The organism is Amycolatopsis sp. NPDC059235 (genome assembly GCF_042754125.1).
Classification (GTDB): domain Bacteria; phylum Actinomycetota; class Actinomycetes; order Mycobacteriales; family Pseudonocardiaceae; genus Amycolatopsis; species Amycolatopsis albidoflava.
Genome location: NZ_JBHZAG010000008.1, coordinates 154,283 through 177,855, shown reverse-complemented (window position 1 = coordinate 177,855; position 23,573 = coordinate 154,283). Strand labels below are relative to the sequence as shown.

The 23,573-nt window shown below is 71.3% G+C and carries 21 protein-coding genes and 1 pseudogene; 15 read left to right on the top strand and 7 right to left on the bottom strand.

Annotation, left to right across the window (positions count from 1 at the left end):
* Positions 1-287 (bottom strand): transposase family protein (locus ACFXI3_RS08525; RefSeq protein ID WP_378398963.1); only part of this gene is annotated, 287 nt, incomplete at its 3' end.
* Between the two features lie 133 nt (positions 288-420).
* On the opposite strand from ACFXI3_RS08525, the gene ACFXI3_RS08520 reads away from it, so the two are divergent.
* The 6 genes from ACFXI3_RS08520 (at position 421) to ACFXI3_RS08495 (ending at position 5,718) form a co-directional block, all read left to right on the top strand.
* A complete protein-coding gene (locus ACFXI3_RS08520) occupies positions 421-756 on the top strand; it encodes a class I adenylate-forming enzyme family protein (protein WP_378398961.1) in 336 nt (111 codons plus the stop codon).
* 11 nt (positions 757-767) lie between these two features.
* Entirely contained in the window at positions 768-1,958 is a 1,191-nt protein-coding gene (locus ACFXI3_RS08515) for an acyl-CoA dehydrogenase family protein (RefSeq protein WP_378398959.1), read from the top strand.
* Entirely contained in the window at positions 1,955-3,277 is a 1,323-nt protein-coding gene (locus ACFXI3_RS08510) for an MFS transporter (protein ID WP_378398957.1), read from the top strand. The genes ACFXI3_RS08515 and ACFXI3_RS08510 overlap by 4 nt, the downstream gene beginning before the upstream one ends.
* Positions 3,274-4,434, top strand: coding sequence for a serine hydrolase domain-containing protein (locus ACFXI3_RS08505; RefSeq protein ID WP_378398955.1), 1,161 nt, complete (start codon positions 3,274-3,276; stop codon positions 4,432-4,434). Before ACFXI3_RS08510 ends, ACFXI3_RS08505 begins: the two co-directional genes overlap by 4 nt.
* 42 nt (positions 4,435-4,476) lie before the next feature.
* A complete protein-coding gene (locus tag ACFXI3_RS08500; protein ID WP_378398966.1) occupies positions 4,477-5,046 on the top strand; it encodes a TetR/AcrR family transcriptional regulator in 570 nt (189 codons plus the stop codon).
* Between the two features lie 114 nt (positions 5,047-5,160).
* Positions 5,161-5,718 carry a hypothetical protein gene (locus ACFXI3_RS08495; protein ID WP_378398954.1) on the top strand — a complete coding sequence of 186 codons (558 nt, stop codon included), beginning with the start codon at positions 5,161-5,163 and terminating at the stop codon, positions 5,716-5,718.
* Here ACFXI3_RS08495 and ACFXI3_RS08490 read toward each other — a convergent pair.
* From ACFXI3_RS08490 to ACFXI3_RS08475, 4 genes are all read right to left on the bottom strand, one after another.
* Entirely contained in the window at positions 5,705-5,974 is a 270-nt protein-coding gene (locus ACFXI3_RS08490) for a metal-sensitive transcriptional regulator (RefSeq protein ID WP_344274595.1), read from the bottom strand. The two genes, ACFXI3_RS08495 and ACFXI3_RS08490, sit on opposite strands and share 14 nt — an antisense overlap.
* A gap of 210 nt (positions 5,975-6,184) precedes the next feature.
* Positions 6,185-6,769: a hypothetical protein gene (locus tag ACFXI3_RS08485; protein ID WP_378398952.1), complete on the bottom strand. Its 585-nt coding sequence runs from the start codon at positions 6,767-6,769 to the stop codon at positions 6,185-6,187.
* A complete protein-coding gene (locus ACFXI3_RS08480; protein WP_378398950.1) occupies positions 6,766-7,164 on the bottom strand; it encodes a DUF302 domain-containing protein in 399 nt (132 codons plus the stop codon). Before ACFXI3_RS08480 ends, ACFXI3_RS08485 begins: the two co-directional genes overlap by 4 nt.
* Positions 7,165-7,300: 136 nt before the next feature.
* Positions 7,301-13,081 carry a WD40 repeat domain-containing protein gene (locus ACFXI3_RS08475; protein ID WP_378398948.1) on the bottom strand — a complete coding sequence of 1,927 codons (5,781 nt, stop codon included), beginning with the start codon at positions 13,079-13,081 and terminating at the stop codon, positions 7,301-7,303.
* Between the two features lie 270 nt (positions 13,082-13,351).
* On the opposite strand from ACFXI3_RS08475, the gene ACFXI3_RS08470 reads away from it, so the two are divergent.
* The 9 genes from ACFXI3_RS08470 (at position 13,352) to ACFXI3_RS08430 (ending at position 22,448) form a co-directional block, all read left to right on the top strand.
* Positions 13,352-14,476 (top strand): acetate/propionate family kinase, encoded by a 1,125-nt coding sequence (locus ACFXI3_RS08470; RefSeq protein WP_378398946.1) that lies wholly within the window; start codon positions 13,352-13,354, stop codon positions 14,474-14,476.
* On the top strand, positions 14,442-14,834 hold the full coding sequence (locus ACFXI3_RS08465; protein WP_378398944.1) for a hypothetical protein: 393 nt from the start codon (positions 14,442-14,444) through the stop codon (positions 14,832-14,834). The genes ACFXI3_RS08470 and ACFXI3_RS08465 overlap by 35 nt, the downstream gene beginning before the upstream one ends.
* Positions 14,831-15,457, top strand: a complete 627-nt coding sequence (locus tag ACFXI3_RS08460) for a hypothetical protein (protein WP_378398942.1) — start codon at positions 14,831-14,833, stop codon at positions 15,455-15,457. Before ACFXI3_RS08465 ends, ACFXI3_RS08460 begins: the two co-directional genes overlap by 4 nt.
* Positions 15,458-15,693: 236 nt before the next feature.
* Positions 15,694-16,686: an Acg family FMN-binding oxidoreductase gene (locus ACFXI3_RS08455; protein WP_378398940.1), complete on the top strand. Its 993-nt coding sequence runs from the start codon at positions 15,694-15,696 to the stop codon at positions 16,684-16,686.
* Between the two features lie 73 nt (positions 16,687-16,759).
* Complete coding sequence (locus ACFXI3_RS08450) at positions 16,760-17,362, top strand: HPP family protein (RefSeq protein WP_378398938.1); 603 nt, start codon at positions 16,760-16,762, stop codon at positions 17,360-17,362.
* The gene (locus tag ACFXI3_RS08445) at positions 17,359-18,255 is read left to right on the top strand and encodes a universal stress protein (RefSeq protein WP_378398936.1); all 897 of its coding nucleotides are present in this window, start codon (positions 17,359-17,361) and stop codon (positions 18,253-18,255) included. Before ACFXI3_RS08450 ends, ACFXI3_RS08445 begins: the two co-directional genes overlap by 4 nt.
* The gene (locus tag ACFXI3_RS08440; RefSeq protein WP_378398934.1) at positions 18,252-20,606 is read left to right on the top strand and encodes a phosphoketolase; all 2,355 of its coding nucleotides are present in this window, start codon (positions 18,252-18,254) and stop codon (positions 20,604-20,606) included. Before ACFXI3_RS08445 ends, ACFXI3_RS08440 begins: the two co-directional genes overlap by 4 nt.
* A 162-nt stretch (positions 20,607-20,768) precedes the next feature.
* Positions 20,769-21,755, top strand: coding sequence for an Acg family FMN-binding oxidoreductase (locus ACFXI3_RS08435; RefSeq protein ID WP_378398932.1), 987 nt, complete (start codon positions 20,769-20,771; stop codon positions 21,753-21,755).
* A gap of 93 nt (positions 21,756-21,848) precedes the next feature.
* On the top strand, positions 21,849-22,448 hold the full coding sequence (locus ACFXI3_RS08430; RefSeq protein ID WP_378398930.1) for a hypothetical protein: 600 nt from the start codon (positions 21,849-21,851) through the stop codon (positions 22,446-22,448).
* A 24-nt stretch (positions 22,449-22,472) separates the two neighbouring features.
* On the opposite strand, the pseudogene ACFXI3_RS08425 reads toward ACFXI3_RS08430, so the two are convergent.
* Positions 22,473-22,691: pseudogene (locus ACFXI3_RS08425) on the bottom strand (transposase); the annotation flags it as partial.
* Positions 22,692-22,778: 87 nt separating this feature from the next.
* A complete protein-coding gene (locus ACFXI3_RS08420) occupies positions 22,779-23,501 on the bottom strand; it encodes a CPBP family intramembrane glutamic endopeptidase (protein WP_378398928.1) in 723 nt (240 codons plus the stop codon).
* Positions 23,502-23,573: the final 72 nt, after the last annotated feature.

The window sequence follows — 23,573 nt, the reverse complement described above, 5'->3', positions numbered from 1 at the left end:
CTCCGGGCGCGGGCGGCGAGCAGGGCGATGACTTCCAGCACCCAGCGGCGCACCGTGGAGGCCGAGACTCCGTGGCCGCCGCCGATGTCGGCCAGGCGCGGGTCGTGGCGCAGCACCGCCAGCACCACCAGCGCCTGCCCGGCAGGCGTCGCCTTGCGCCAGCGTGACCGCAACCGCCGGCGCCGCCCGCGGATCAGCCCGGCGACCAGCTGCAGGGTCTGCCGGGACAGCGGAAGAGCGACCTGGTAGGAAAGAGGGCCGAAGCCCTCGGCGGGTGGTTGACTCACATCTCGATCCTGCCGAGGGCTTCACCCATGCCCACGCCGCCACGCCGGTCCCGCACCAAACCCGGCCACCACAGCCAAAACACACCCGCTCAACCACACCCACCAGCAACAACCACGATGAAACAACCCCATTGTGGACCGCAAGAAGGACATGATCATCTCCGGCGGCTACAACATTTTCTGCACCGAAGTGGAGTCCGTGCTCTACGAGCATCCCGCCGTTTCCGAGGCGTGCGTGGTGGGCGTGCCCGACGAGCAGTGGGGAGAAGCAGTCAAGGCGGTCGTTGTTCGCCGATCCGAGGTCACTGCCGAGGAACTGATCGAGTTCTGCGCAGAAAGGTTGGCACGCATCAAGAAACCCCGTTCGGTGGATTTCGCCGACGAACTCCCGGTGAACCGGAACGGCAAGATCGACCGGCGCGCGGTGCGGGACCGGTATTGGGCGGGCGAAGCCCGGAAAGTCCACTGAGGAGGCCCGGCATGTCCTTCACCCTTGCCCCGGCATACGACGACAACCCGCGGCTGGCGGACCTGGTCGGCCGATTGCGCGAATACCTGGCGGGCGAACTCGCCGATTACGAAGCCGCTCTCGGGCTGACCCCGGAGACCCCGCTGACCCGGGCCATGATCGAACCGGTGTGGAAACGCTGCCGGGAGCTGGGTTTCTACGGCGTCCACCTGCCCAGCGAGTACGGCGGCCTCGACCTGAGCTACACCGAATTGGCTGCGCTCAAGGAGGAGGTCGGCGCGTCCGGCCGGATCCTGTACCACTGTGTGCTCGGCGACCTGGGCGGCCCGCTGCGCGCCGGCGCAATCTTCACGACGGCCACCGAAGACCAGCGCGAGCGGTACCTGTTGCCGGTGGTTCGCGGCGAGCGCGCGTGCTGCTTCTCGCTCACCGAAACCAATGCCGGGTCGGATGTGCGGGCCATGCACACCACGGCGACCCCGGACGGCGACGGCTGGCGGATCACCGGTCACAAGGTGTTCTCCTCGGCGGGCCCGATCGCGGACTTCTCCGTGCTGGTCGCCCGGATGGCGGGGGAGGAGGAGAGCTATTCGGCGTTCCTGGTCGATCTGGACTCGCCGGGCTGCACGGTCGCCGACGGCGAGGTTCCGATGTCCGGCCAGCACATCGAGTCCGACATCATCCTCGACGACTGCTATGTCGGCCCGCGGCAGCTGCTCGGCCGGGTCGGCGACGGGCTGCGCATCGGGCTCGGCCGGGTCACCACCAACCGGCTGCTGCACTGTCCGACGGTGCTCGGCCACGCCCGCCGCGCATTGGAGCTCACCATCGAATTCGCGCGCACCCGTCAGGTGTTCGGCGGCCCGCTGGCGGCGCTGCAGTCCATCCAGCACAAGATCGCCGACATGGCCACCTCGTACTACGCGGCCCGCGCCATGACGTACGACGCACTGTCCGAATTGGACTCCGGCAGCAAACCGAGCACGGAGGCGTTCATGTGCAAGCTGTTCGTCGCGGAGAACGCCTTCCGCATCGCCGACGAGGCGGTGCAGATCCACGGCAAGGCCGGGCTTGTCCGCGGGGCCGAGGTCGAGTGGCTGTTCCGTCGCTTGCGGATGTTCCGGGTGCTCACCGGGTCGTCGGAAATCCAGAAGAACGGAATCGCCAAAGCTCTGCTCCTGCCGTCCGGGACCCAGCGATGAAGCCCGCCGGCGCCCGGCCGCGATCGGCCGCGCTCACGGACGGCGTTGCCAGGAGCAGCTGGCTGCGCCGCTGGTCGGTGGTGGCGATGCTGCTGCTGTTCATGTTGATCAACTACGGCGACAAGGCCGTCCTCGGACTGGCCGCGCGCCCGATCATGCACGAGTTCGGGCTGAGCCCGTCTCAGTACGGCCTGCTGTCCAGCGCGTTCTTCTTCCTGTTCAGCGTGTGCGCGCTGGCCGTCGGCTTCGCGTCGAGCCGGATCTCGACGCGGTGGATCCTGCTCGCGCTCGCGCTGGTCTGGGCGGTGACGCAGGTGTCCGTGGTCGCCGCGAGCGGCGTCGGATTGCTCCTGATCAGCCGGATCGTGCTCGGCGCCGCCGAAGGGCCCGCGCAGCCGATGGCCTTGCACGCCGCCTACAGTTGGTTTCCCAACGCCAGGCGCAACATCCCGAGCGCGCTGATCGTCGGCGGCGGCGCGCTGGGCGGGGCGATCGCGACCCCGCTGCTCACCGTGGTGATCGTGCACTTCGGCTGGCGGGCCGCGTTCCTGGCCATGTTCCTGGTGGGCTGTGTCTGGTGCCTGCTGTGGCTGGTGATCGGCCGCGACGGCCCGGTCGACCTCGCCCCGGCCGGTGCGGCGCCGGTCCCGGCCAGCCGCGTTCCGTACCGGCGGATCCTGCTGTCGGGAACGTGGCTCGGCGGGTTCATGGGCGCGTTCGGCGCGTACTGGACGTCCACGCTGATGGTGGCCTGGCTGCCGTCCTACCTCGAAATGGCGCTCGGCTACAGCGCTGGCGAGGCCGCCGCGATCACGACGATTCCGTGGGTGGCCGGGCTGATCCTGACCTTCGCGCACGGCGCGATCACCCAGTGGCTGCTGCATCTCGGCGTGCCCAGCCGGATCGCCCGCGGCATCCTCGGCGGCTGCGTGCTGATCTTGGCGGGCTTGGCGATGGTGCTGCTGCCGACGGTCACGCAACCCGCGCTGCGGATCGTCCTGATCGCCGTGGCGTTCAGCTTCCACGGCGTCACTTTCGCCAACGGGCAGACAGTCAACAGCGAAATCAGCCCGCCCGCGCAGCGCGGGGCGGTGTTGTCGGTCAGCGTCGCGCTGGTCACCGTCGCCGGGCTGGTCGCGCCGTATCTCACCGGTCGGTTGGTCGAGGCTGCCGACGGACCGGCGGCCGGTTTCGCCACTGCCTTCGCCATTCCCGGTGTCCTGATGATCGCGGGCGGGCTGGCCGCGCTGTTCTTCGTCCGCCCGGAACGCGACGCCCGGCGCATCGCCGCACTCGCCGTAGCCAAGGAGAAACCGTGACCACTCCGTACACACTGGACAATGCTTATTGGAGCCGCGGTTACGTCGACCCGGCCTTCGTCCGCCTGGGCATGACGCGCGCCAGGGAAACCGGTCCGACCCGGCGCGTGTGGCGCGGCCCTGGACCCCGCTGGGACCTGCCCGAGGACTCCCACGACCTCGACGACCTGCTTGTCGGCGCACCGGAGGTCACCCTGGCCGAGTTCCTGGCCAGCGCGGAAACCGACGCGATCCTGGTGGCGCACCGGGGAAAGATCGTGTACGAGCGGTACTTCCACGGCATGCGGCCGCACGACGTCCACCTGTCCGCGTCGGTCGCGAAGTCGTGGACCGGGCTGCTCGCCGCGATGCTCCTGGACGAAGGCGTGCTCGATGCGGATCAGCCGCTGGCCCACTACGCACCGGAACTGGCGGGCACCGCGTTCGGCGACGCGACGATCCAGCACCTGCTGCACATGGGCACGGTGATGGACTACGGCGGACGGCCGTTCTGCAAACCCCTTGAGGCACAACGGTATTTCGCCGCCGTCGGCATCGTGCCCCGGCCCGCTGGCTACACCGGCCCGGCCAGTGTCAAAGAGCACCTCGCCACCGCGAGGGCCGTCGCACCGCCGGGAACCGAATTCCGCTACGACAACGGAAATACCGAGGCCGTCGCGGAAGCCCTTCGCTGCGTCACCGGCGTCAGCCTCGCCGATCTGTGGAGCGAACGGGTCTGGTCCCGGCTCGGCGCGGACGAGGACGGGGCTTACTGCCTGGATCCGACTGGCACGGAGATCGCCTGCGGCCGCTACAGCGCAACCCTTCGCGACCTTGCCCGGACCGGGGAGATGCTCCGTCGCGGCGGGGCGGTCGGCGGTCGGCAGATCGTGCCGGAACGCGTCGTCGCCGACCTGGCCAACGTGCCGCCGGGGCCTGCCCAGTGCGCTTTGCCGACCGGTGCCGCGCGGCCGATCGGCTACCACAATTTCTGGTGGGTCCCCGACGACGGCCACGGCACGTTCGGCGCGCGGGGCATCCACGGCCAGCGCCTGCAAGTCAGCCCGGGGCGGGACCTGGTGATCGCGCACTACGGATCGCACCTGATGTCGCCGTCGGTCCCGGTGCCGCCGCTGGAGGCGGTGTTCGCCCAGATCAGCGACCACCTGGCCGGGTAACGCGGCTCTGCTAGCGTTGCCGTTGTGGTGCAGAAGATCCAGGTGTCCGAAGCGCGGTCGAGGCTGCTCGCGACGGCCACCCGGATCTTCTACGCCGAAGGCCTCCACTCGGTCGGGATCGACCGGATCGTCGCGGAGGCCAAGGTCACCCGGGCCACGCTGTACCGGCATTTCCCGGGCAAAGAAGACCTCGTCGTCGCGTATCTCCAGGGCGTCTCCGAGATGGAGCGCGACGGAATCGGCAAAATCCTCTCCGGCAACCCGCTCGCGGCCGACGCCCTGCGCGCCATCGCCGCGTTCATCGCGGAGAGCATCCAGTCCGCGCACTTCCGCGGCTGCGCCTTCCTGAACGCGGCGGCGGAGTACCCGGACCCCGAACACCCCGTGCACCAAGCTGTCCTCGCGCACCGGGACTGGTTCCTGCGCACGATCACGGACCTCCTCGCACAGATCGGCGACACTCCGCCGGAGCCCGCGGGACGGCATTTCGTGCTGCTGCGCGACGGCGCGATGGCGTCCGGCTGCCTGACTGACGCGGCCGCGGTCGGCGAGACGTTCCTTGAGGGCGTCGACGGCATCCTGCGGTTCCGCCTCGGCTCGACGGCGAAGTAAGACTGGCGACGTAAGACTTCGGAAAGACCCTTCAGCCTTGACGCTGCCAGGGTGTCCCGACAGGCTCTCAGAGAGACAGAACGTTCGTTCTACCTGTGCCCGGGAAGGATCCCCGTGACCATCGTTGACACACCTGCCACCGCAACCGCGGCCCCGTTGCGTCGGCTGTATTTCGTCCGGTTCGCGTTCGCCGTCGTCTGGGCGGCGCTGCTGTTTCTCACCTCGAAGTCGCACGTCGGCCCGATCGGGGTCGTGCTCGTCGTCGGGTATCCGCTGTTCGACGTCGCCGCCGCGATCGTGGACGCGCGCTCGTCCCGTGCGGCCGGGCTGTACGTGAACATCGCGATCAGCCTGCTGGCCGGAATCGGCATCGCGGTCGCCAGCGCGTCCGGAGTCCCGGCGGTGCTGCGGGTTTGGGGTGCGTGGGCCGTCGCGGCCGGGTTGGTCCAGCTGATCGTGGCGGTCGGCAGGCGCGGGATGGGCGGCCAATGGCCGATGATCCTGAGCGGCGGCATCTCCGTGCTGGCCGGGGCGAACTTCATCCTAAGCGCGGGCGCGCCGAACCCGTCGCTGACAGCCGTGGCCGGATACGCGGTCCTGGGCGGGATTTTCTTCCTCGTCTCGGCGATCCGGCTCGGCCGCGGCGTGGACGCCGAGCTCAGGCGAGCGTGAGGAAGAGCTTCTCGAGCTGTTCCTCGGTCATCGCGGCCTCGTTGCCTTCTCCGTCCGTGGAGACGCATTCGCGCAGCCCGCTGGCGATGATCTTGAACCCGGCCCGGTCGAGCGCGCGGGAGACCGCGGCGAGCTGGGTGACCACGTCCTTGCAATCGCGGCCCTCGTCGATCATCGAGATGACGCCGGCGAGCTGGCCTTGCGCGCGGCGGAGCCGGTTGCGCACCTGGGTGACGGTGTCCTGGTCGCCGATCATCGGGTCCTCTTCCTGACTGGTCGGTGAAGTTCGGAGTGGTTCAGGAGCGGCGCTTGCGCCACGGCCACGAGCGCGGCGGCCGCGGTTCGGCGGGATGGCCGGGGCACCACTGCGCCGCGGGGACGGCGGCTTTGACCTGGGCGACATGCTGGCCGCATCCGGCCCAGGTGGTTTTGCCGCACGTGCGGCACGAAACGGGACGGCACATGGTCATCCTTCCGGGATCGTCGGCGCGCCGGCGCGCGGCCGGCGGAGTTCGGCGAACGCCGGGACGGCGGCGGTCGTGCGCAGGGCGTCGAGCAGGGCGCGTCCCTCGGCCGGGGTGGGCAGTTCGGTGAGCACGGGACCGAAGAAGGCCCGGCCGCCGATCTCGGTGATCGGGCTGCCGCCGGTTTCGCCGAGCGCGTCCTGGCTCGCCTGATGCGCGCTGCGCACGGCCGGGTCCGCGGCGGCGGAATTCGCTTGGTCCGCAAGGTCTTCCGGCAGTTCGGCCTCGCGCAAGGCTGTGCGAAGCAGAGCGTGGTCGACCGGCTGCCGCTGCTCGTGAATGCGACGGGCGAGCGCGAGATGGAACCGGGCGCCAGCCGCCGGGTCCTCGATCGCGGCGAGGACCCGGCCGGCGCGCAGCGAGTCCTCGATCCGCTGGCGGTGCGACTCCGGCACGGTCTGGCCTTCGTTGAGGACGGAGAGGCTCATCGGCCGCACCGAGAACTCTGTTTCCGCGTCGGCGAGCCAGCGGCAGGCGAGCCAGCCGTACGGGCAGACCGGGTCCGCGTAGAGCACCACGCCGGTCATGCCAGTTCCCGGTCGAGTGCGTCGAGCGCGGACTCAAGTCGCTCAGCGGCCTCCGCGGCGACCTCGGCGACGCCTGTCGCGACTTCGGCCATCATCGCGGGATTGATCGCCTCGACGATCGTGCCTCCGGCCTCGTTTTCGCGGACGACTACGTTGCAGGGCAACAGCAATCCGATCTCGCGGGTCGCGGTGAGCGCACGGTGGGCGAGCGGGGGATTGCACGCGCCCAGGATGGTGTAGCGCTCCATCCGCTCGTCCAGTTTTTCGCGCATGGTCGCCCGCACGTCGATCTCGGTCAGCACGCCGAAACCGGCGCCGGCGAGTGCGGTTCGCGTCTTGGCCATCACGTCGTCGAAACCCGCGCCGTCGTAGGTGCGGGACAAACTCAGCTGCACGGCTGCTCCTTCCCGTTGCGCTCGAAGATACCCCCGGGGGCATTGCACATGCCCCCGGGGGTATCTCTCCACTGCGGATCGGGGCCTGCTTGAGCAGGCTGAACGGCCTAGGCGTGCCGACGAATCTCGGCTTCGGTTACGCCGGCGCCGGGGGAAATCCCGGATGGTGTGCTTTTTCGTAGGCCTCCAGATCGGCGAGCGTGCGGCCGAGCAGGATCCGGTCGACCAGCATGCCGGCGCCCTTGGCGCCGAAGCGGATCGCGCGCAGCGGAACCGCGCCGCCGATCTGCGTCCACAGGTCGACGTCGACCTGCTTCCAGTCGGACGACGGCAAATCCGGCAGCAGCGGTGTCCCCGCGGTCAGGTACGAGGTCGGCCAGGAGTAGTTGCCCGCGGTCACGACCAGGGACGGGTTCGAGGTGCCCGGGCCGAGCCGCAGCGACATCCCTGTCGTCACGCCGGGCGTGGCGGGGTGCTGCCGCCAGTAGAACCGCAGGTAGCGGTACTCGCCGGGCCCCGGGTTCTGGCTGACAGTGAAGTCCCAGTCGCGCAGGTTGTCCCAGAACTGCCGATACCAGCCGACGGGTGCGGACTCCGCCGCGGCGGGCAGCTCCAAGCACTTCCCGCCCCCGTATCCGGCGCCGTCCCGGAGCGTGAGGCCGTTGTTGAAGGCCGCGGGCAGCGGCTGCCCGTCGAACAGGACCGCCACCGGATTCCCGAGCACGACGTCGCGGTGCGAACAGCCTGCCGTTCGCCCCTCGAAAACCAGCTCGCTCAGCCGCAGGTTGCCGCTGGGCCACACGCCGCCGGTGCTCGCGAGCCGGAACCTCGAGGCGCGGACCCGGTCGAAAGCGTGCCTGTGCACGACCGGCGGCGCGGCCGCGGGGTTCGGCCGGATGTCGGCCAGGAGCATCGGGCCGTCGCGCCACCCGCCGGAGCCGATGTCGAACCACTGCAGGAGGACGTCGCGCATCCAGCTCTCGGGGTGGTCCGGGTCTTCGACCACCGTGACGCCCGTGACCTCCAGCAGGGTGCGGTAGGTGTCGATCTCGATCACCATCCGGTCGATGGTGCGGTCCCCGATCGCGTTGAGGTCGTCGGTGCGCAGCCACGGCCGGCCGGGCGGCGCGTAACGGCCGTCGTACCAGTCGTTGCTCTGCCACAGGATCGAGTCGATCGGCGGGTGCTCCGGGTCGTGGTTCCACGGCGGTTGAACGGAACCGGTGACCGCGTGGCCGTACACGACGTGCGGCGCGAGCAAGGCCCTGGTGTCCGCGAGCAGGTTGGCCGACGGCACTTGCGGCTGGACGTCGGTGCCCCAGCCGCCGCGCCGGGCTGTCGGCGTCCGGTCGGCGCGCCGCAGCCCGGCCCGCGCGTCTTCCTCCGCCGGAGCCAGCAGCGTCCGCCACTTGGGCCGCAGCTGCGCGTCGAAGCGCACGACGGTGCCCATCCAGGTCGCGGCGAGCAGATCGCCGCCGGGCAGCCAGGCCGGGACCGGCAGCGCCCGCAGGTCGGTCTCGGCCAGCACCTCGCCCGCGGCGCTGAGCACGACCAGGCTGCCCAGTTCGCTGCCGACGGCGATCCGTTGCCCGTCCGGCGAAATCCGGGGCCGGCGCAGGAAGTCGTCGCCGGTGTAGGTCCACCGCAGAGTGCCCGCGGCGTCGTACGCGGCGAGTTGCTGCGCGCGGGCCAGCACCAGGAACGAGCCGTCGCCGGACACCGAAACCTCGTTCGCCGACGTGGGGATCGCGCTGACAATCTGGCCGTCCCGGAGCACCAGGACCCGGCCGCCTTCGCCGTTCGTCACGGCCACGACCGTGCGCCGGTCGGTGCTGACGGCGCCGCCGGTGAACGTGCCCAGCACCGGTGCCGGCACCGTCCACAAGAGACTCCCGTCCTTGGCGGCCAGTGCGGTGACGGCGTTGTCGGCCAGCGTGACGAGCGTGTCGTCGTCCACCGCGAGCAGCCGCTTCGGAGCGCGCCTGGTTCGCCACTCCACCTCGGTGACGTGCTGGCTCTGCCACCACTGCTGTGCCCACCGTTCGGAGCCGTCCGTGCGGTTCCACACGGCCAGGCCGAGATCGCCGGAGGTCGCGACCCAGGCGCCGTTCGGGGCCGCGGCGAAGTTGGCCAGCCCGGCGTCGTACTGCCACTCGGCGAACGCCCGGTCGGTCGCCTTCTTCGGCAGGCCGAACAGCGCGAACCGGCGCTGCGGGACGCCGTCGGGGCCGAGCGAGTAGAGGTGGTAGCCCTCGGCGGTGTCCAGGTCGTAGCCCATCACGTCGAATCCGCCGCTGTGCGCCGACGGCGTGAAGGCGAAAAAGTGCCCGAGTTTCCGCCGCCACGACGTCGCCCCGGTCGCCAGATCGAGGCCGTAGACGTTGTGGTCCCAGTTGAAACAGGTGAGCGCGGCGCTCGAACCGTCCGCGGCGACCGCGAGATCGCGTACGTGCGGCCCGAACAGGTCCGGCGCGGGCGGCACCGGGCTGGTGAACCCGGGCGGCGCCACGGCGTACATCCGTCCGGGGACGGTGCGCAGGTCGGCGGTGAACACGCCGTCCGCGTCGCCCACCGCCTCGCCGGTCAGCAGGTCCACGATCCGGTACCCCGGCGGAAGTTCGACGCGCAGTTTCGCCAGCAGCGGCACCCGGTGCGCGGGCACCGTGCTGACCCGCCACATCACGCTCGGCTCCCAATCGAACAGGGTGTTGTTGACCGCCCACAGGTAGCGGACATCGCCGTCGGTCCACTCGCTGAGCAGCACCTCCGGGTTGTCGCACTCGGCGACCGGGCGGACGCCGCTCAGCGCCGCGCGCACCCCTTGGGCGGCCTGCAAGTAGTAGTCGCGATGCCGCAGGTAGGTCGCTTCGGAATTGGTGACGCTGAGCCCGAGGTCGTGTCCCTGCCGGGCGATCCGGTCGAAGGCGAAGCCGAACGGGTAGGCGCTCAGCGGCGCGTCGCGCGGCGAGAGTTTCTCGATCACGGCGGGGTGGCAGGCGTCGTCGAAATACACCTGCACAGTGCTGTCGTAGAGGGCGTGCAACAGCTCGTCCTCCGGCATGACCTGCTGGCGGACCAGCAGCACCGCGTCGTACCGGCGCAGCACCTCGGCGCTGGCTTCTTCGGCGAACACGAACGACGCGGGCCGGTGCGCCATCAGACAGGCGTTGTAGGCCTCGAGCAGCGAGTCGAAATACCTGCTGCCGATGGTTCCGTGGTAGTAGCTGTAGAAGTCGGCATCGCTGGGGGTGCCGCCCGCGTCGAGGCGCAGCATCCGGGTGGACACCACGATCGCCACCCGGTTGGCGTTCCGCGCCGCGGCGGTGAGCGGCCCGAACCGGCTCAGCAGCGCGAAACCCGCGCGCAGCACGGAAACCTTGCCCGCCCCGCCCGAACGCGGATCGGCGGGATCGGGCCCGTCGCCGCCGGAACGGGGCTCTTGCGGCTCGCCCCACTTGTGCAGGTCCAGGAATCCGTCGATGCCCGCGCCGTCCGCCCCGCGCATCGCCAGTTGCAGCAGCAGCGGAAGGATCATCCCGCCGGTGCCGTCGTCGTTGGCGATCCCCTCGGGGTGTCCCCACACCGGCTTGCCCGGGCGGCGGTAGTAGTCGACCTGGAACGCCGTCGTCATCGGCGGCCCGAGTTGCTCCCACTGCAGGTGCAGCTCCACCTCGTCGACGTTCGCGAACAGCCGCGGCGGCGAGGTCTGCGGCGCGCGGGCAGGCGAGGACATGGCCGTGACGCGGGTCTTGTCGACGCCGGCCAGCGTCTGCCGGAACTGCGCGGCGAGATCCGGCTTGACCGCGAAGACGCGGTCCGACACGGTTTCCAGCACCCCGCCGCCCTGCCAGTTCCCGGTTTCCCGGATCGACTTCAGCGCCGCGGCGTAAGCGGCCGCCTCGGACGGCAGCGCCGCCTGAGCGCCCTGCTTGATCACCCACCAGTTCGCCGCCCACGTCCAGCCGCGGAACCCGCGGTAGTCCTTCAGCCAGGTCGAGAGCAGGGTGATCGCTTGGTTCGCCTCGCCCGGGTCGCGGTTGTCCCCGCTGCCGTGTTCTTTCAGCAGCGGGACCCACGCGTCCATGTTGAGCAGGATCGGCTGCTCCTCCAGCCCGTGCGCGCCATAGCCGGCGATGGCGCGGTGCCGGAAGTCCTCGAAGGTCAGCTTGTCCGCGGCGAAGGACGCCGGATCCTGAGCGGTCGACGTGCCGAAGTCCCCCCGGGCGGAGGCGGTCGGCCGGACAGTGTCCGGGGTGGGCGTGAATCCGCCCAGCCGGTCGGCGAAGCGGGTGAAGCCGATCCGGCGCATCCGCTCCACATGCGCGGCGGCGATGTCCGGGCTGTGGCCGAGATTCGGCAAGTAGGGCGCGCCGCGCACCGGATCGTAGGGAAAGCCGTCCTCGTAGTCGCCGTGCCGGATCAGCGCGTACGCGGGCCGCTGTGCCGGGCCGATCTCCAGGTACTGCGGCGCGACGGCGAACCCGGGGACGGTCGCGTCGAGGACGTAACGCCCGGGCTGCCACTGCGTGCTGTCGAAGGTGGCCTGGCCTTGGACTCCCTTGGCGGACGTGCTCATCGCCAGCGGCACGTCCTGCGCGGTCACGAGCACGCCGTCCTTGCGGACCTCCAGGCGGACGCGCGCCGGCGGGGCCGGCGCGGCGCCGGGGACGATCGTGACGCGGACCGGTTCGCCTTGGCCGTAGGAGAACCGGTTGAGCGGGGTGAGGATCGCGAGCGTGCCGGCGTTCGCCGGGCGGATCTCGACCAGCCCGTCGACCGCGTACTCGCTGTAGCGCCCAGCGACATCGGGGGAGACCCGCAGCTGGTAGTAGCCCCGCGCGTCGGCAGGCACTTGGATGCGCAATTCGCCGCCGGTGCCCGGGGTCGTGGGCAGTTCGGCGAATTCCGGCACGCCGACCGGACGCAGCCAGCACCGCAGCCGTGGCGCGGGCCGCGCGGCTCCTCCGGTGACCGCGACCGTGAGGCCGAGTTGCGCGCCCGGTTGCCACGGCCCGGTCGGGAAGGTCAGCGCCACCTTCGAAACGTCCGCGGGGATGAGCGTCGCTTCGCCGCCGCCGCGCGGGCAGGTCTCGAACAGCGTCATCGGATCGAGGCGCTTGAACAGAAAGGTGTCGTCGTTGAGTACCCGCAGCGATTCCATGCCGAATGGGCTGGCGGGCGCGGGAATCTTGGAGACGGCCCCCGTGCGCGGGCGGACGGTGATCTTCGGGGGGTTCCCGGTCTGACCGGCCGCGAAGACGAAAACGGTGCCGTCGCCGGCCATGTCGAACGCGGTGTGCCGCTCCCCGTCGGGAGTGATGGTGCGGTCCTGCCACACCGGGTTCCCGTTCAGGTCGAAGGCCGCCAGGATGCCGCCGGGCCAGGCCACGCACGCCAGGTTGGCCTTTTCGGAGATCCGCAGCGCTACGGCGTCGGCATCGTTCCTTTCGGGGTCCACCAGCGCCGGGGCGAGCCCGGGCAGCGGGATCCGCGCGATCTGTCCCCCGGCGTTGAACCGGATCAGCGCCGGTGCGTGCTGGTCGACGGTGTAGAAGTCGCCGCTGACGTTGCCGGGCTCGACGGTGCACGGGGTCCGGAGGCTCTCGCCGGCTTTGAATAGTTCGAGCCCGGCGAGGAGCGCGAAGTCCGGGTCTTGCACGTCCGCCCGCCGCAGCAGATACGACTGTGCGGTGGCGATGGTGCCCTGCGCGTTGACCGCGACGGCCGTCGTCCCCGCGCCGACCGGCCCGGAGCCGAGCAGTGTCCCGTCCTGCTTCAGCCGCAGTACGTGTCCGGTCCCGGGCATGTGCGAAGCCAGGTAGACGTGTCCGTCGAGCCCGACGGCCAGTTGCGCGTTCGGCAGGTCGAAATGCGGCGAATAGTGCGAAACAATCGTCGTTCGCGTCGTGCTGTCCACGGCGAACTCCCCCTTCGTCCCTAGGAAAAGTGTGCCAGGTCACATTCGGTCGCTCTAGGGCGAAAGGGGGGACCTTCGCGCGAAAGCCGGATCCCCGGTGCTGGGCGGGATCTTCTGCCGGATCTCGACCACCCCGGCCGGGCCGCACTGCCGCCGACCTGGGGACTAAAGACTCCGGCAGCGCGGACGTCCTCCCGCAGTGACCGCGGGTCGCTCCGGAATAGCGTCGGCCGAGGGCCGTCCGCCCGGCCGAGCGCGAGGAGAAACCCAGTGCGAATCCTGACCCTCAACCCCGGTTCGTCCAGCTTGAAAGCGGCGGTCGTGCACGACGGCGCCGCGGTCAGCTGGGCTGCTTGGCAGAGCGGGAGGTCCCGCGCGGTCGCCGACGCCGTCGAGCGCTGGCCGCGGCCGGACGCGGTGGCCGTGCGGTTCGTCCACGGCGGCGCGCGAAAAGCGCCGGCGCTGGTGACCGACCGGGTGGTCGCGAACCTCGACCGGCTCGTTCCGCTGGCTCCGATCCACCAGCCGTTCTCGCTGGAGGTCACCAAACAGGTCCGGGAACTGCTGCCCGGCGTGCCGGTGGTGGCTTGCTTCGACACCGCGTTCCACGCCGACTTGCCCGACGCCGCCGCGCACTATCCGTTGCCGCGCGAGTGGACGCAGCAGAATCGGTTGCGCCGCTACGGTTTCCACGGTCTTTCGGTGCGGTACGCGGTGCGCCGGACCGCGGAACTGCTGGAGCGGCCGGTCGACCAGCTGCGGCTGGTCTGCGCACACGTCGGTGCCGGGGTGTCGGTGACCGCCGTGCGCGGCGGGCGAAGTGTGGACACGTCGATGGGGTTCACTCCGCTCGAAGGACCCGCGATGGCGACCCGGTCCGGATCGGTCGATCCGGGTTTGCTGCTGCACGTGATGAAGACCGTGCCGATGGGACCCGACGAACTGGCCGACGCGCTGTGCCTGCGGTCCGGGCTCGCCGGGATGAGCGGGACCAGCGGCGATCTCGGCGAGGTGCGGGCGGCTGCCGCGGACGGGAACGCCGACGCCGCGCTGGCGGTCGAGGTCTACGTCCACCGGCTCCGCCGGGAAATCGGGGCGGCGGCGGTCAGTCTCGACCGGCTGGACGCGCTCGTGTTCACCGGCGGAGTCGCGGAATACCAGCCGGAAACAGTGGCCGACGTCGCCCGCGGTCTGGAGACGCTGGGAGTGCGGATCGGGACGCTCGAACAGTCCGATGTGGACCGGACGATCAGCGCGCCCGGCTCGGCCGTGCCGGTGCTGGTGGTCCGGGCAAGGGAGGACCTGGAACTCGCCTGCGGCGCGGAGGCCGTGCTCGCGGATCTGGGAAATGAGGTGCACCGTGCACGTACTGCTGACCGAAGCGAAGTTCGGTGATTGCGACGCGTTCCGCCGGCCGTTGCGGGACAACGGGTGCCGGGTCAGCCGGTGCCATTCACGGGAGGGATTCTGCCTCGCGCTCGCGCCGGGGACCTCGTGCCCGCTCGACGACCGCGCCGATCCGCCGGTGCTCGCCGTGGACGTCCGCGGCACCGGGGACGAGATTACGGCGCGCGAGTTCGGGATCGTGTGCGCGCTGCGGGCGCTCGTGCCGGTAGCGCTCGTCCCGCCGGAACCGGGGCTGCCGGTGACCGTGCCCGCCGGGCTGGCGGACCGGGTCACGGTCACCGACGCCGAGAGCCTGCTGGCGACCTGCCAGGCGGCGTCCTCGAGGATGGGCGGAGCGCCCCGATGACCGACGTCGCCTTCTCCTGGGACCGTTCCGCACGGGCGGTTTTGGCGGACGCGCTGGCGAGGCTGGACGTCCGCCGGTTCGTCGTCGAAACGCGGCCCGGCGAACTGGCGATCGCGCGCGTCGGCCGCCTCCGGCACGACCCCGGCGGACGGCACGTGCTCACCGGATGCGGCACCGCGCTGTCGACCGCCTGGATTGTGCTGCGAGGACTGGGAATCCGCCCGGTGCTGTCGTTCCCGCACGATCCCGGCCGCCCGGACGTGCTCGCGGCGGTGACCCCGGGCGCGGACGACCCGGCGACCACGAACGACTGGGACCGGTACCTCGCGCTGCGCGCGGTCGCCGGACCGCCTCGGGGACGGGCGGTGCCGGTCGCGGATCCGGTCGTGCTCGCCGAGCTGGCGGCGGAGAACCCGTGGCCGCGCACTCAGGCCGCCCGGAATCCGGGCGGCCGTGGCCTCTCGGTGGTCGCGGACGGCGCGGGCTGCGTGGACCGTGTTCTGGTTGGCGCGGCTGTGCATTCCGTGCGGGTCGCGGCAGCGGTTCGCGGGCTGACGACTGAGGTGCGGCCCGGCGGGCAGGGGAGCGTGCCGCAAGCGGTGGTGCTGGTGTTCGAGGGCTGATGGGCACGCGTTGCCGGCTGCTGGCGGGAAACGGGTTTCGGCTGCCGAGGCCAGGTCGGCAATTCTCTTCCGGCAGCCGGTTCCGGGAGATCGCGGCCGCGGCGAGTCCACTTCGGATTTCCCGGGCCGCCGGATCCGGTGACGTTGGTCCCCGCGCCCGGTGGCTTGCGGCCGGAGCGCGACGGGGGCCGTCCGGGGTTGGCTGGTTCCGGTACGACACGACAGGAGTGAGCGCCATGGAGAAGACCGCCACCGCGCCACGCTGCCGCTCCGGCGAGTGGACGCTCGCCGAGGCGGAGGTGCTGGGCCGGTCAGTCCTGCGGGCTCCGTCGGCGCGCGACCCTCAGCCGTGGCGAGTCGAGCTGACCGACGGCGCGGTGCTGCTGTGCGAACGCGTCGACGTGGCGCTGCCGCAGCACGATCCCCATCGGCGCGACCTGGCGATGTCCTGCGGGACCGCGTTGGCGAATCTCGAACTGGCGGTCCGCGTGCTCGGCAGACGCGCCGAGGTGACCGTATTGCCGGATCCGGCGCACCCGGAGGTCGTCGCGCGGGTCGAGGCGGCGGAGCCGCTGCCGCCGACGGACCAGGAGCTGCAACGCTACGGCGCGATCATGGTGCGGCGAAGCCATCGCGGGGCGTTCACCGGACTTCCGGTCACCTCGCAGCAGACCGCGCGGGTTGTCGCGGCCGCCGTGACGACCGGGGTGGAGCCGGTGCGGCTGGAGGGAATGGAGCGGCTGGCGAAGTTCTTCGAGCACGCCGCGCGGGCGCTCCAGGACGACGAGGCTTACCAGGGCGAACTGGCGCTCTGGACGATCCGGGACGAGGCCCCGTACCGCCACGGCGCGGGACTGCGATCCTCCGCCGAGCTGCCGTGGGCCGGGCTCGTGCGGCGGGCGACGGTTCTGCCGGACCTGCTCGTGCTGCGGGAACGGCTCGAGGCGGAAACGGTGCTGCTGTTCACGACCGCCTGCGACGCGCGGATCGACCACATCCACGCCGGTTACGCGTTGGAGCGCTGCTGGCTCGAAGGGGTCACCCTCGGTCTCGCCGGCGCGGTGCTGACCCAGCCGTTGCGGGTGCCCGAGGTGCGTTCGGCGCTGTGCGAGGACTACCGGCTCGCCGGATTTCCGCAAGCGCTGCTGCGGCTCGGGCGTTCGACCCGGGTCGCGCCGTCAAGCCTGCGTCGCGGCGTCGCCGAGGGGCTCGGCGCGAAGTGGCGATGAGAACGCGACCGATCGCCAGCGCGCGGTTTCGTGTCGCCGGAAGTCTTTGGCGCACAAGGAAAGGACGGACCCGATGCGCGCACGTGATCTGATGTCCGCACCGGTGCGGACGGTTCATCCTGAGACCTCCGCCAAGGAAGCGGCGGAGATCCTGTCCGAGAACGGCTTCACCGCGCTTCCGGTGGTGGACGACGACCGGCTGGTCGGCATCGTCACCGAAGCCGACCTGATCCGGGGCCGGATCCCGGCGGACGCGCGGTCGCAGTGCCGGGAACGGCCGGGCGTCGCCGCCCCGACGGTGGGCGCGGTGATGACGTCTCCGGCCACCGCGATGTCGTCCGGCACCGACGTCGCCGACCTCTGCCAGGCGCTGGCGGACTCGCGGATCCGGGCGATGCCGATCGTCGACGGCAGCCGCGTGATCGGCATCGTGACGCGCGGCGACGTCGTGCGGGTGCTCGCCAGGGAGGACAGCGCGATCGCCGCCGACGTCCGCCACCGGCTGGAGATTTACGGCGGCACCGGCCGCTGGAAGGTCGAGGTGCGCGACGGGCTCGCGCGGATCGTCGACCGCTTCGACGACGAAACCGATCGCCACGTCGCGACGCTGCTGGCACTGGCGGTGCCCGGCGTGGCCGGAGCGGACGTCGTGTCCGCGGAGGAGGCAGGGCGATGACTGACTGGACCCGCACGGTGCTCGTCGGGGTCGACGGGTCGGAAGGGGCCGCCGACGCGGTCCGCTGGGCCGCGCGGCTCGCCTCGGGCCGCGACCTCGACCTGGAGCTGGTGCATTGCCTCCAGTTGGCCGGGCTGCTCCGCGGCGGGGAGCTTGCCCGGAGCGCCGAGCTTTTCGAGGGCATCCGGCGGGACGGCGAGCGCATCGCGGCCGAGGCGCGTGAGCTCGCGTTTTCGGTGGACGCCTCCCTGGACGTGTGCAGCGAGGCGGTGACCGATTCGGCGCCGGCCCTGCTGATCGCGCGTTCTTACGCGGCCCGGATGGTCGTGCTCGGCCGCACCGGGATCGGCGGGTTCGCCGGCATGCTGGTGGGCGCCACGACCGCGGCGGTCGTGGGCCACGCCGGGTGCCCGGTGGCGGTGGTCCGCGGGAGGCACGGCGACGGACTGGTTCCCCAGGACGGCCCCGTGGTGGTCGGCGTCGACGGCAGTGCGAGCAGCGACGCGGTGATCGAGGCGGCGTTCGAGGAGGCCAGTTTCCGGCAGGCGCCGCTGCTCGCGGTGCACGCCTGGATCGACGTGGTCTACGACTCGGCCGAGAGCTCGGCGCGGCTGATGCCGCAGTGGGAAAGCCTGCAGCCCGCCGAAGAACGGCTCCTGGCGCAGCGGCTCGCGGGCTGGCAGGAGAAGTACCCGGACGTCGAGGTGCGGCGGAAGCTGGTCCGCGACCGGCCGCGGCACGTGCTGCTCGACGAGTCCAGCCGGGCGCAATTGCTGGTCGTCGGCAGCCGCGGGCGCGGCGGGTTCGCCGGGATGCTGATGGGTTCGACCAGCCAGGCGATGGTCCACCACGCCTCGTGCCCGGTGCTCGTGGTGCGGGAGTCGAGGCGGTGACCGCGACCGAGGCTCCGGTCACGACGCTCACCGACGAGGAACTCGCGCAGGTCGACGCCCAGTGGCGGGCCGCGAACTACCTCGCCGCGGGCCAGATCTACCTGATGGGCAACCCGCTGCTGCGCGAACCGCTGACCGCCGGGCAGGTGAAACCCCGGCTGCTCGGGCACTGGGGCACCTCGCCCGGGCTGAACTTCGGCTACGCGCATCTGAACCGCGCGATCCTGGCGCACGACCTCGACGCGATGTTCGTGACCGGGCCGGGGCACGGCGGCCCCGCGCTGCTGGCGAGCACCTGGCTGGAGGGCAGCTATTCCGAGGCGTGGCCGGAGGTTTCGCGCGACGACGAGGGGATGGACCGGCTGTTCCGGCAGTTCTCGTTCCCCGGCGGGGTGCCGAGCCACGTGTCCCCGCACGTGCCCGGGTCGATCCACGAGGGCGGCGAACTGGGCTACTCGCTCGCGCACGCGTTCGGCGCCGCGTTCGACAACCCGGGCCTGCTCGTCGCGTGCGTCGTCGGCGACGGCGAGGCGGAGACCGGTCCGCTGGCCGCGAGCTGGCAGGCGAGCCGGTTCCTGGACCCGCGCCGAGACGGGGCGGTGCTGCCGATCCTGCACCTGAACGGCTACAAGATCGCGAATCCGACGGTGCTGTCCCGGATCCCGCCGTCCGAATTGGACTCGCTGCTGCGCGGCGCGGGCTGGGCGCCGGTGTTCGTGGAGGGCGACGAGCCCGCGGTGCTGCACCAGGAGATGGCCGCGGCGCTGGACGCGGCAGTCGCCGACTTGGCGTCGCTCCGTGCGGGAGGCCCGTGGCCGATGATCGTGCTCCGGACGCCCAAAGGCTGGACCGGACCGGCCACAGTGGACGGTCAGCAGGTCGAGGGAACCTGGCGGGCGCACCAGGTTCCGCTGCCCCGGGTGCGCGAGGACCCGGCTCACCTGCGGCAGCTGGAAGACTGGCTGCGGTCCTACCGGCCGGAGGAGCTGTTCGACTCCGCGGGCCGCCCGACGGAGCCGGTCACCGCCCTGATCCCGCGCGGTTCGCGAAGAATGGGCGCGAACCCGCACGCGAACGGCGGCGTGCTGCTGCGTCCGCTCTCGCTGCCGCCGGTCGCCGAGCACGCAGTGCACGTCTCAGCGGCGGGGGAGAGCGCTTCGGAACCGACCCGGGCGTTAGGCCGCTATCTCCGGGAAGTGTTCCGCCGCAACACCGAACGCGCGAACTTCCGGCTGTTCGGGCCGGACGAAACCGCGTCGAACCGGCTCGACGCCGTGTACGACGCGACCGCGAAAACCTGGCAGCTGCCGATCGGCCCGCCGGACGACCGCCTCGCGCCGGACGGCCGCGTCATGGAGGTGCTTTCGGAACACCTGTGCCAGGGCTGGCTCGAGGGCTATCTGCTGAGCGGCAGGCACGGGCTGTTCTCCTGCTACGAGGCGTTCGCGCACATCGTGGATTCGATGGCGAACCAGCACATCAAGTGGCTGCGCGTGCACCGCGAAATCCCGTGGCGGCGGCCGGTGGCGTCGCTGAACTACCTGCTGACCTCGCACGTCTGGCGGCAGGACCACAACGGTTTTTCCCACCAGGATCCGGGTTTCGTGGACCACGTGGCGAACAAGGCCCCCGAGGTCGTGCGAGTGTACTTCCCGCCGGACACCAACACGCTGCTGGAAGTGGCCGCGCACTGCCTGCGCAGCCGGGACCTGGTCAACGTGGTCGTCGCGGGCAAGAACGAGACGCCGGACTGGCTCGACGCGGAGGAAGCCGCCCTGCACTGCGCGCGGGGCCTGGGCATCTGGGAATGGGCCGGCACGCACGCGGACCGCGAGCCGGACGTCGTGCTCGCGTGCGCGGGCGACGCGCCGACCCTGGAAATCCTTGCCGCGGCGGCGATCCTGCGCGAGGAAATGCCCGAACTGGCGGTCCGCGTGGTGAACGTGGTGGACCTGATGCGGCTGCAGCCGGAGGCGGAGCATCCGCACGGACTGAGCGACTGGGAGTTCGACGCGCTGTTCACCGCGGACCGTCCGGTGATCTTCGCCTATCACGGGTACCCGTGGCTGATCCACCGGCTGGCCTACCGCCGGACGAACCACGCCGGGCTGCATGTCCGCGGCTACACCGAACACGGCACCACGACCACGCCGTTCGACATGCTGGTGCGGAATCGGATGGACCGGTTCCAGCTGGTGATCGACGTGCTGGACCGGGTGCCGGGGCTGCTCGCCGCGACCGGCCCGCTGCGGCAGCGGATGACCCGCGCGCAAGACCGGCACCGGCGCTGGATCACCGAGCACGGCGAGGATCTGCCCGAGGTGCGGGAGTGGCGGTGGTGGGGCCGGTAGCCGCCGTTTCCGCGGCCGCACGGCCTCGGTCCGGCGGATCCGGTCCCGGACCGCCGGGTTCCCGAGGGCCGTTGGTCCCTCGAATTCGGGACAGGTTCCGCTACTTCACGAGCCCTCGGGGAGAGACGCTCGGTTCAGTGCCCCCTCACCCGGAGACTTCCCATGAACGTTTTCCTGCCGCTCGTCGTCGACCAAGCGCTCGCGGCCGCCGTGCGCGCTCCGTCCCCGCACAACACCCAGCCGTGGCGGTTCGTCGTCGACGGCCCCCGGATCGAGGTGTGGCTGGACCGGGACCGCGTCCTGCCGGTCGCCGACCCGGCCGCGCGCGAGGCACGGCTGTCCTGCGGCGCGGCGGTGGGCAATCTGGTGCTCGCCTTGCGGGTCAACGGCGTGCGCAGCCGCGTGCGGATCGTCCCGGACGCGGCGGACCGCGATCTGCTGGCGGTGGTTTCGATCGAGGGGAACACTCGTCCGTCCACTGTGGACCGACGGCTCGCCGAGGCGGTCTACCGGCGGCACACGAACCGGCGGCCCATGTCCGATCGTCCGGTGCCGAACTCCGCGCGGGCGATCCTGCGTTCGGCCGCGCTGGGAGAGGGCGGACAGCTGGAATTCCTGGACGGTTCGGGCCGCTACGCCGAGGTGTCCGCGCTCGTCCGCCGAGCGGAAACCGAACAGGCCACGGACGCGGACTTCCAGGCGGAGACCGCGAAGTGGACCGGTCGCGCGGCGGATAGCCCGGACGGCGTGCCGACCGCCGCGTTCGGGCCTCCCGCCGACGTTCCCGGGGTGGTGTCGCTCCGCGCGTCGCACGAGAACCGGTCGATCCCGCCGCGGCCGTTCGAGCAGGATCCGGTGCTGGCCGCGGTGCTGACCCGGGACCAGGGCGCGGCGGCGGACGTTCGCGGCGGGATGATCATGGAACGCGTCCTGTTGGCCGCGACAGCCGAGGGGCTGGCGACTTCGTTCCTGTCGCAGCCGTTCGAGGCGCGGTCGACGCGGGCGCGGCTCCTGGCGTCCTTCCGCGATTTGGGGCACGTGCACACGCTGTTGCGCATCGGGTACGGGCTGCCGACGCGGATGACCGCGCGGCGTCCGGCCGCCGAAGTGACGACGGTGCGCAGTTCGCCGGAAGTCCCCGCGTTGTGAGGAGTCCAGCGCGCGGAGCAGGGCCGAATTCCTCTTTGGACGGCGCGCTCGCGGGGCGATCCTGGTGGAGGGGCCGCACGGAAGGCACGAGAGATGGAAGCGTCGGCTGACCGCTTCAGGCGGTGGTGGCACCTGCTCGTTCCAGGCCCCGGTTCGGTGGCGCGGGCGTCGGATCGGTTCGAAGCCGGTCTGCTCGCCGCGGCGGTGCTCGTCGGGCTCGCCGCGATCCCGTTCGCGGCGGCCGCGGGTTCGGAGCTTTACGGGACGCAGGCACCGGTCGCGGCCCGTCAGACGGCGCAGCGAAGCCCGGTCACCGCGGTGCTGCTGGCCGACGGTCCGGCCACCACGGTGAGCGGACGCAGCGGGGTCTTCGCCGACTCGGCGCCGACCGCGGCGTCCTGGCCGGCGCCGGACGGATCGCACCGGGTCGGCGAGGTGGCGGCCGACGAGGGTGCGCGACGCGGCGACCCGGTCTCGATCTGGGTGGACCGGACCGGAAACCCGGTCGCGCCGCCGTTGACCGCGTCCGCCGTGCTGGTCGACGCGGTGTGCGCGGCACTGGGGCTGTGGGTGTCGGTGTGCTTGCTGCTGGCTTTGGTGTGCGCGGTAACGGTGTTCGCGCTGAACCGGCACCGGCTGGCCGAATGGCAGCGCGAATGGGATGCGGAGCAGGAGAAGCACACCCATCCCTGAGAGGATGTTGCTGAATCTGGCTGGTCAGTCGTCGGTGTCTTCTGCAAGGCGGCGGGCGGCTTCGGTTTCGATGGGGCCGCGGGGTTCGATGTGTTCGTCGGCGAGGCGGGCTGCCATGAGCCGGATCATCGCGAACTGGATCCTCGCCTCCGCGTGGGCGGTTTTGCGTTCGTTGTCGCGGGTCAAGCGTCTGCACCTCGTCAGCCAGCCGAAAGTTCGTTCCACCACCCACCGGCGGGGCAGCTCGGCAGCAACGGCTCGACCACCGCTCACTACCACCGACACACCGAACCGAACACCAGGTTTCACCACACCCTCTGGGCGTCCGGTTCAGCGACCGACAGCCCAGGCCAGCACCAACCCGACCGAGTTCGTGGCGACGTGCACGAGCGCCGGAGCGAGCAGGCCGCGCCCGAGGTAGCGCCACCAGCAGAGGAATACGCCCACTGCCGCCGCGGCGACCATCGCCAGCAGCGACACGACCGCGAGCGGCAGGCTGCCGACGGCCTGGCGCACCGCCTCGTTTTGCGTGAGGGCGAGCGACGGCAGCAAATGCCACAGCCCGAACAGCGCGGACGCGCCGAGCACCGGCCGCCAGCGCCAGCGTTCGCCTCCGCCGAGCAAAGCCGGGAGCACGCCGCGGAAGGCGACCTCCTCGACCAGGACGGTGCCGAACGGGATCCGTACCAGTGCCAGCCAGAGGAGCTGGCCGAATCCGTGCGAGCCGACCCGGCCGTCGTGGAACAACACGCGCAGCGGCGGGATCGCCGCGGCGAGACCGAAACCGAGCGCCACGACAGCGAACCCGCCCAGCCCGAACCGCAGAGCTCGCCGCGCGTGCCGGCGGCTGAGCCCGATCTCCGTCCATCCGACGCCAGTGCCGCGCGCGAGAAGCAGGAGCACGGCCGCGGTGACCGCGCCGCAGACCGGGTAGGCCCAGCCGGGCAGCACGCGATTGGCCAACACGTTCGCGGTCGCGAGGATCAGCACGGCGAGCGCCACCGCTATGGCGGTGCCTTGCGGCTGTTTCGGGGCAATGGCGGGGAAGGACATCGTGATTCAGTCTGCCTCGACACGGCGGCAACGGCTCGACCGCGTCCGTCGCCACGTTCCGGCGGCTACGCT

Coding starts and splice junctions, on each gene's coding strand:
- ACFXI3_RS08515 (WP_378398959.1), top strand. CDS start 768: ATGTCCTTCACCCTTGCCCCGGCATACGACGACAACCCGCGGCTGGCG.
- ACFXI3_RS08510 (WP_378398957.1), top strand. CDS start 1,955: ATGAAGCCCGCCGGCGCCCGGCCGCGATCGGCCGCGCTCACGGACGGC.
- ACFXI3_RS08490 (WP_344274595.1), bottom strand. CDS start 5,974: ATGATCGGCGACCAGGACACCGTCACCCAGGTGCGCAACCGGCTCCGC.
- ACFXI3_RS08485 (WP_378398952.1), bottom strand. CDS start 6,769: ATGACCGGCGTGGTGCTCTACGCGGACCCGGTCTGCCCGTACGGCTGG.
- ACFXI3_RS08460 (WP_378398942.1), top strand. CDS start 14,831: ATGACCGACGTCGCCTTCTCCTGGGACCGTTCCGCACGGGCGGTTTTG.
- ACFXI3_RS08455 (WP_378398940.1), top strand. CDS start 15,694: ATGGAGAAGACCGCCACCGCGCCACGCTGCCGCTCCGGCGAGTGGACG.
- ACFXI3_RS08450 (WP_378398938.1), top strand. CDS start 16,760: ATGCGCGCACGTGATCTGATGTCCGCACCGGTGCGGACGGTTCATCCT.
- ACFXI3_RS08445 (WP_378398936.1), top strand. CDS start 17,359: ATGACTGACTGGACCCGCACGGTGCTCGTCGGGGTCGACGGGTCGGAA.
- ACFXI3_RS08435 (WP_378398932.1), top strand. CDS start 20,769: ATGAACGTTTTCCTGCCGCTCGTCGTCGACCAAGCGCTCGCGGCCGCC.
- ACFXI3_RS08430 (WP_378398930.1), top strand. CDS start 21,849: ATGGAAGCGTCGGCTGACCGCTTCAGGCGGTGGTGGCACCTGCTCGTT.
- ACFXI3_RS08420 (WP_378398928.1), bottom strand. CDS start 23,501: ATGTCCTTCCCCGCCATTGCCCCGAAACAGCCGCAAGGCACCGCCATA.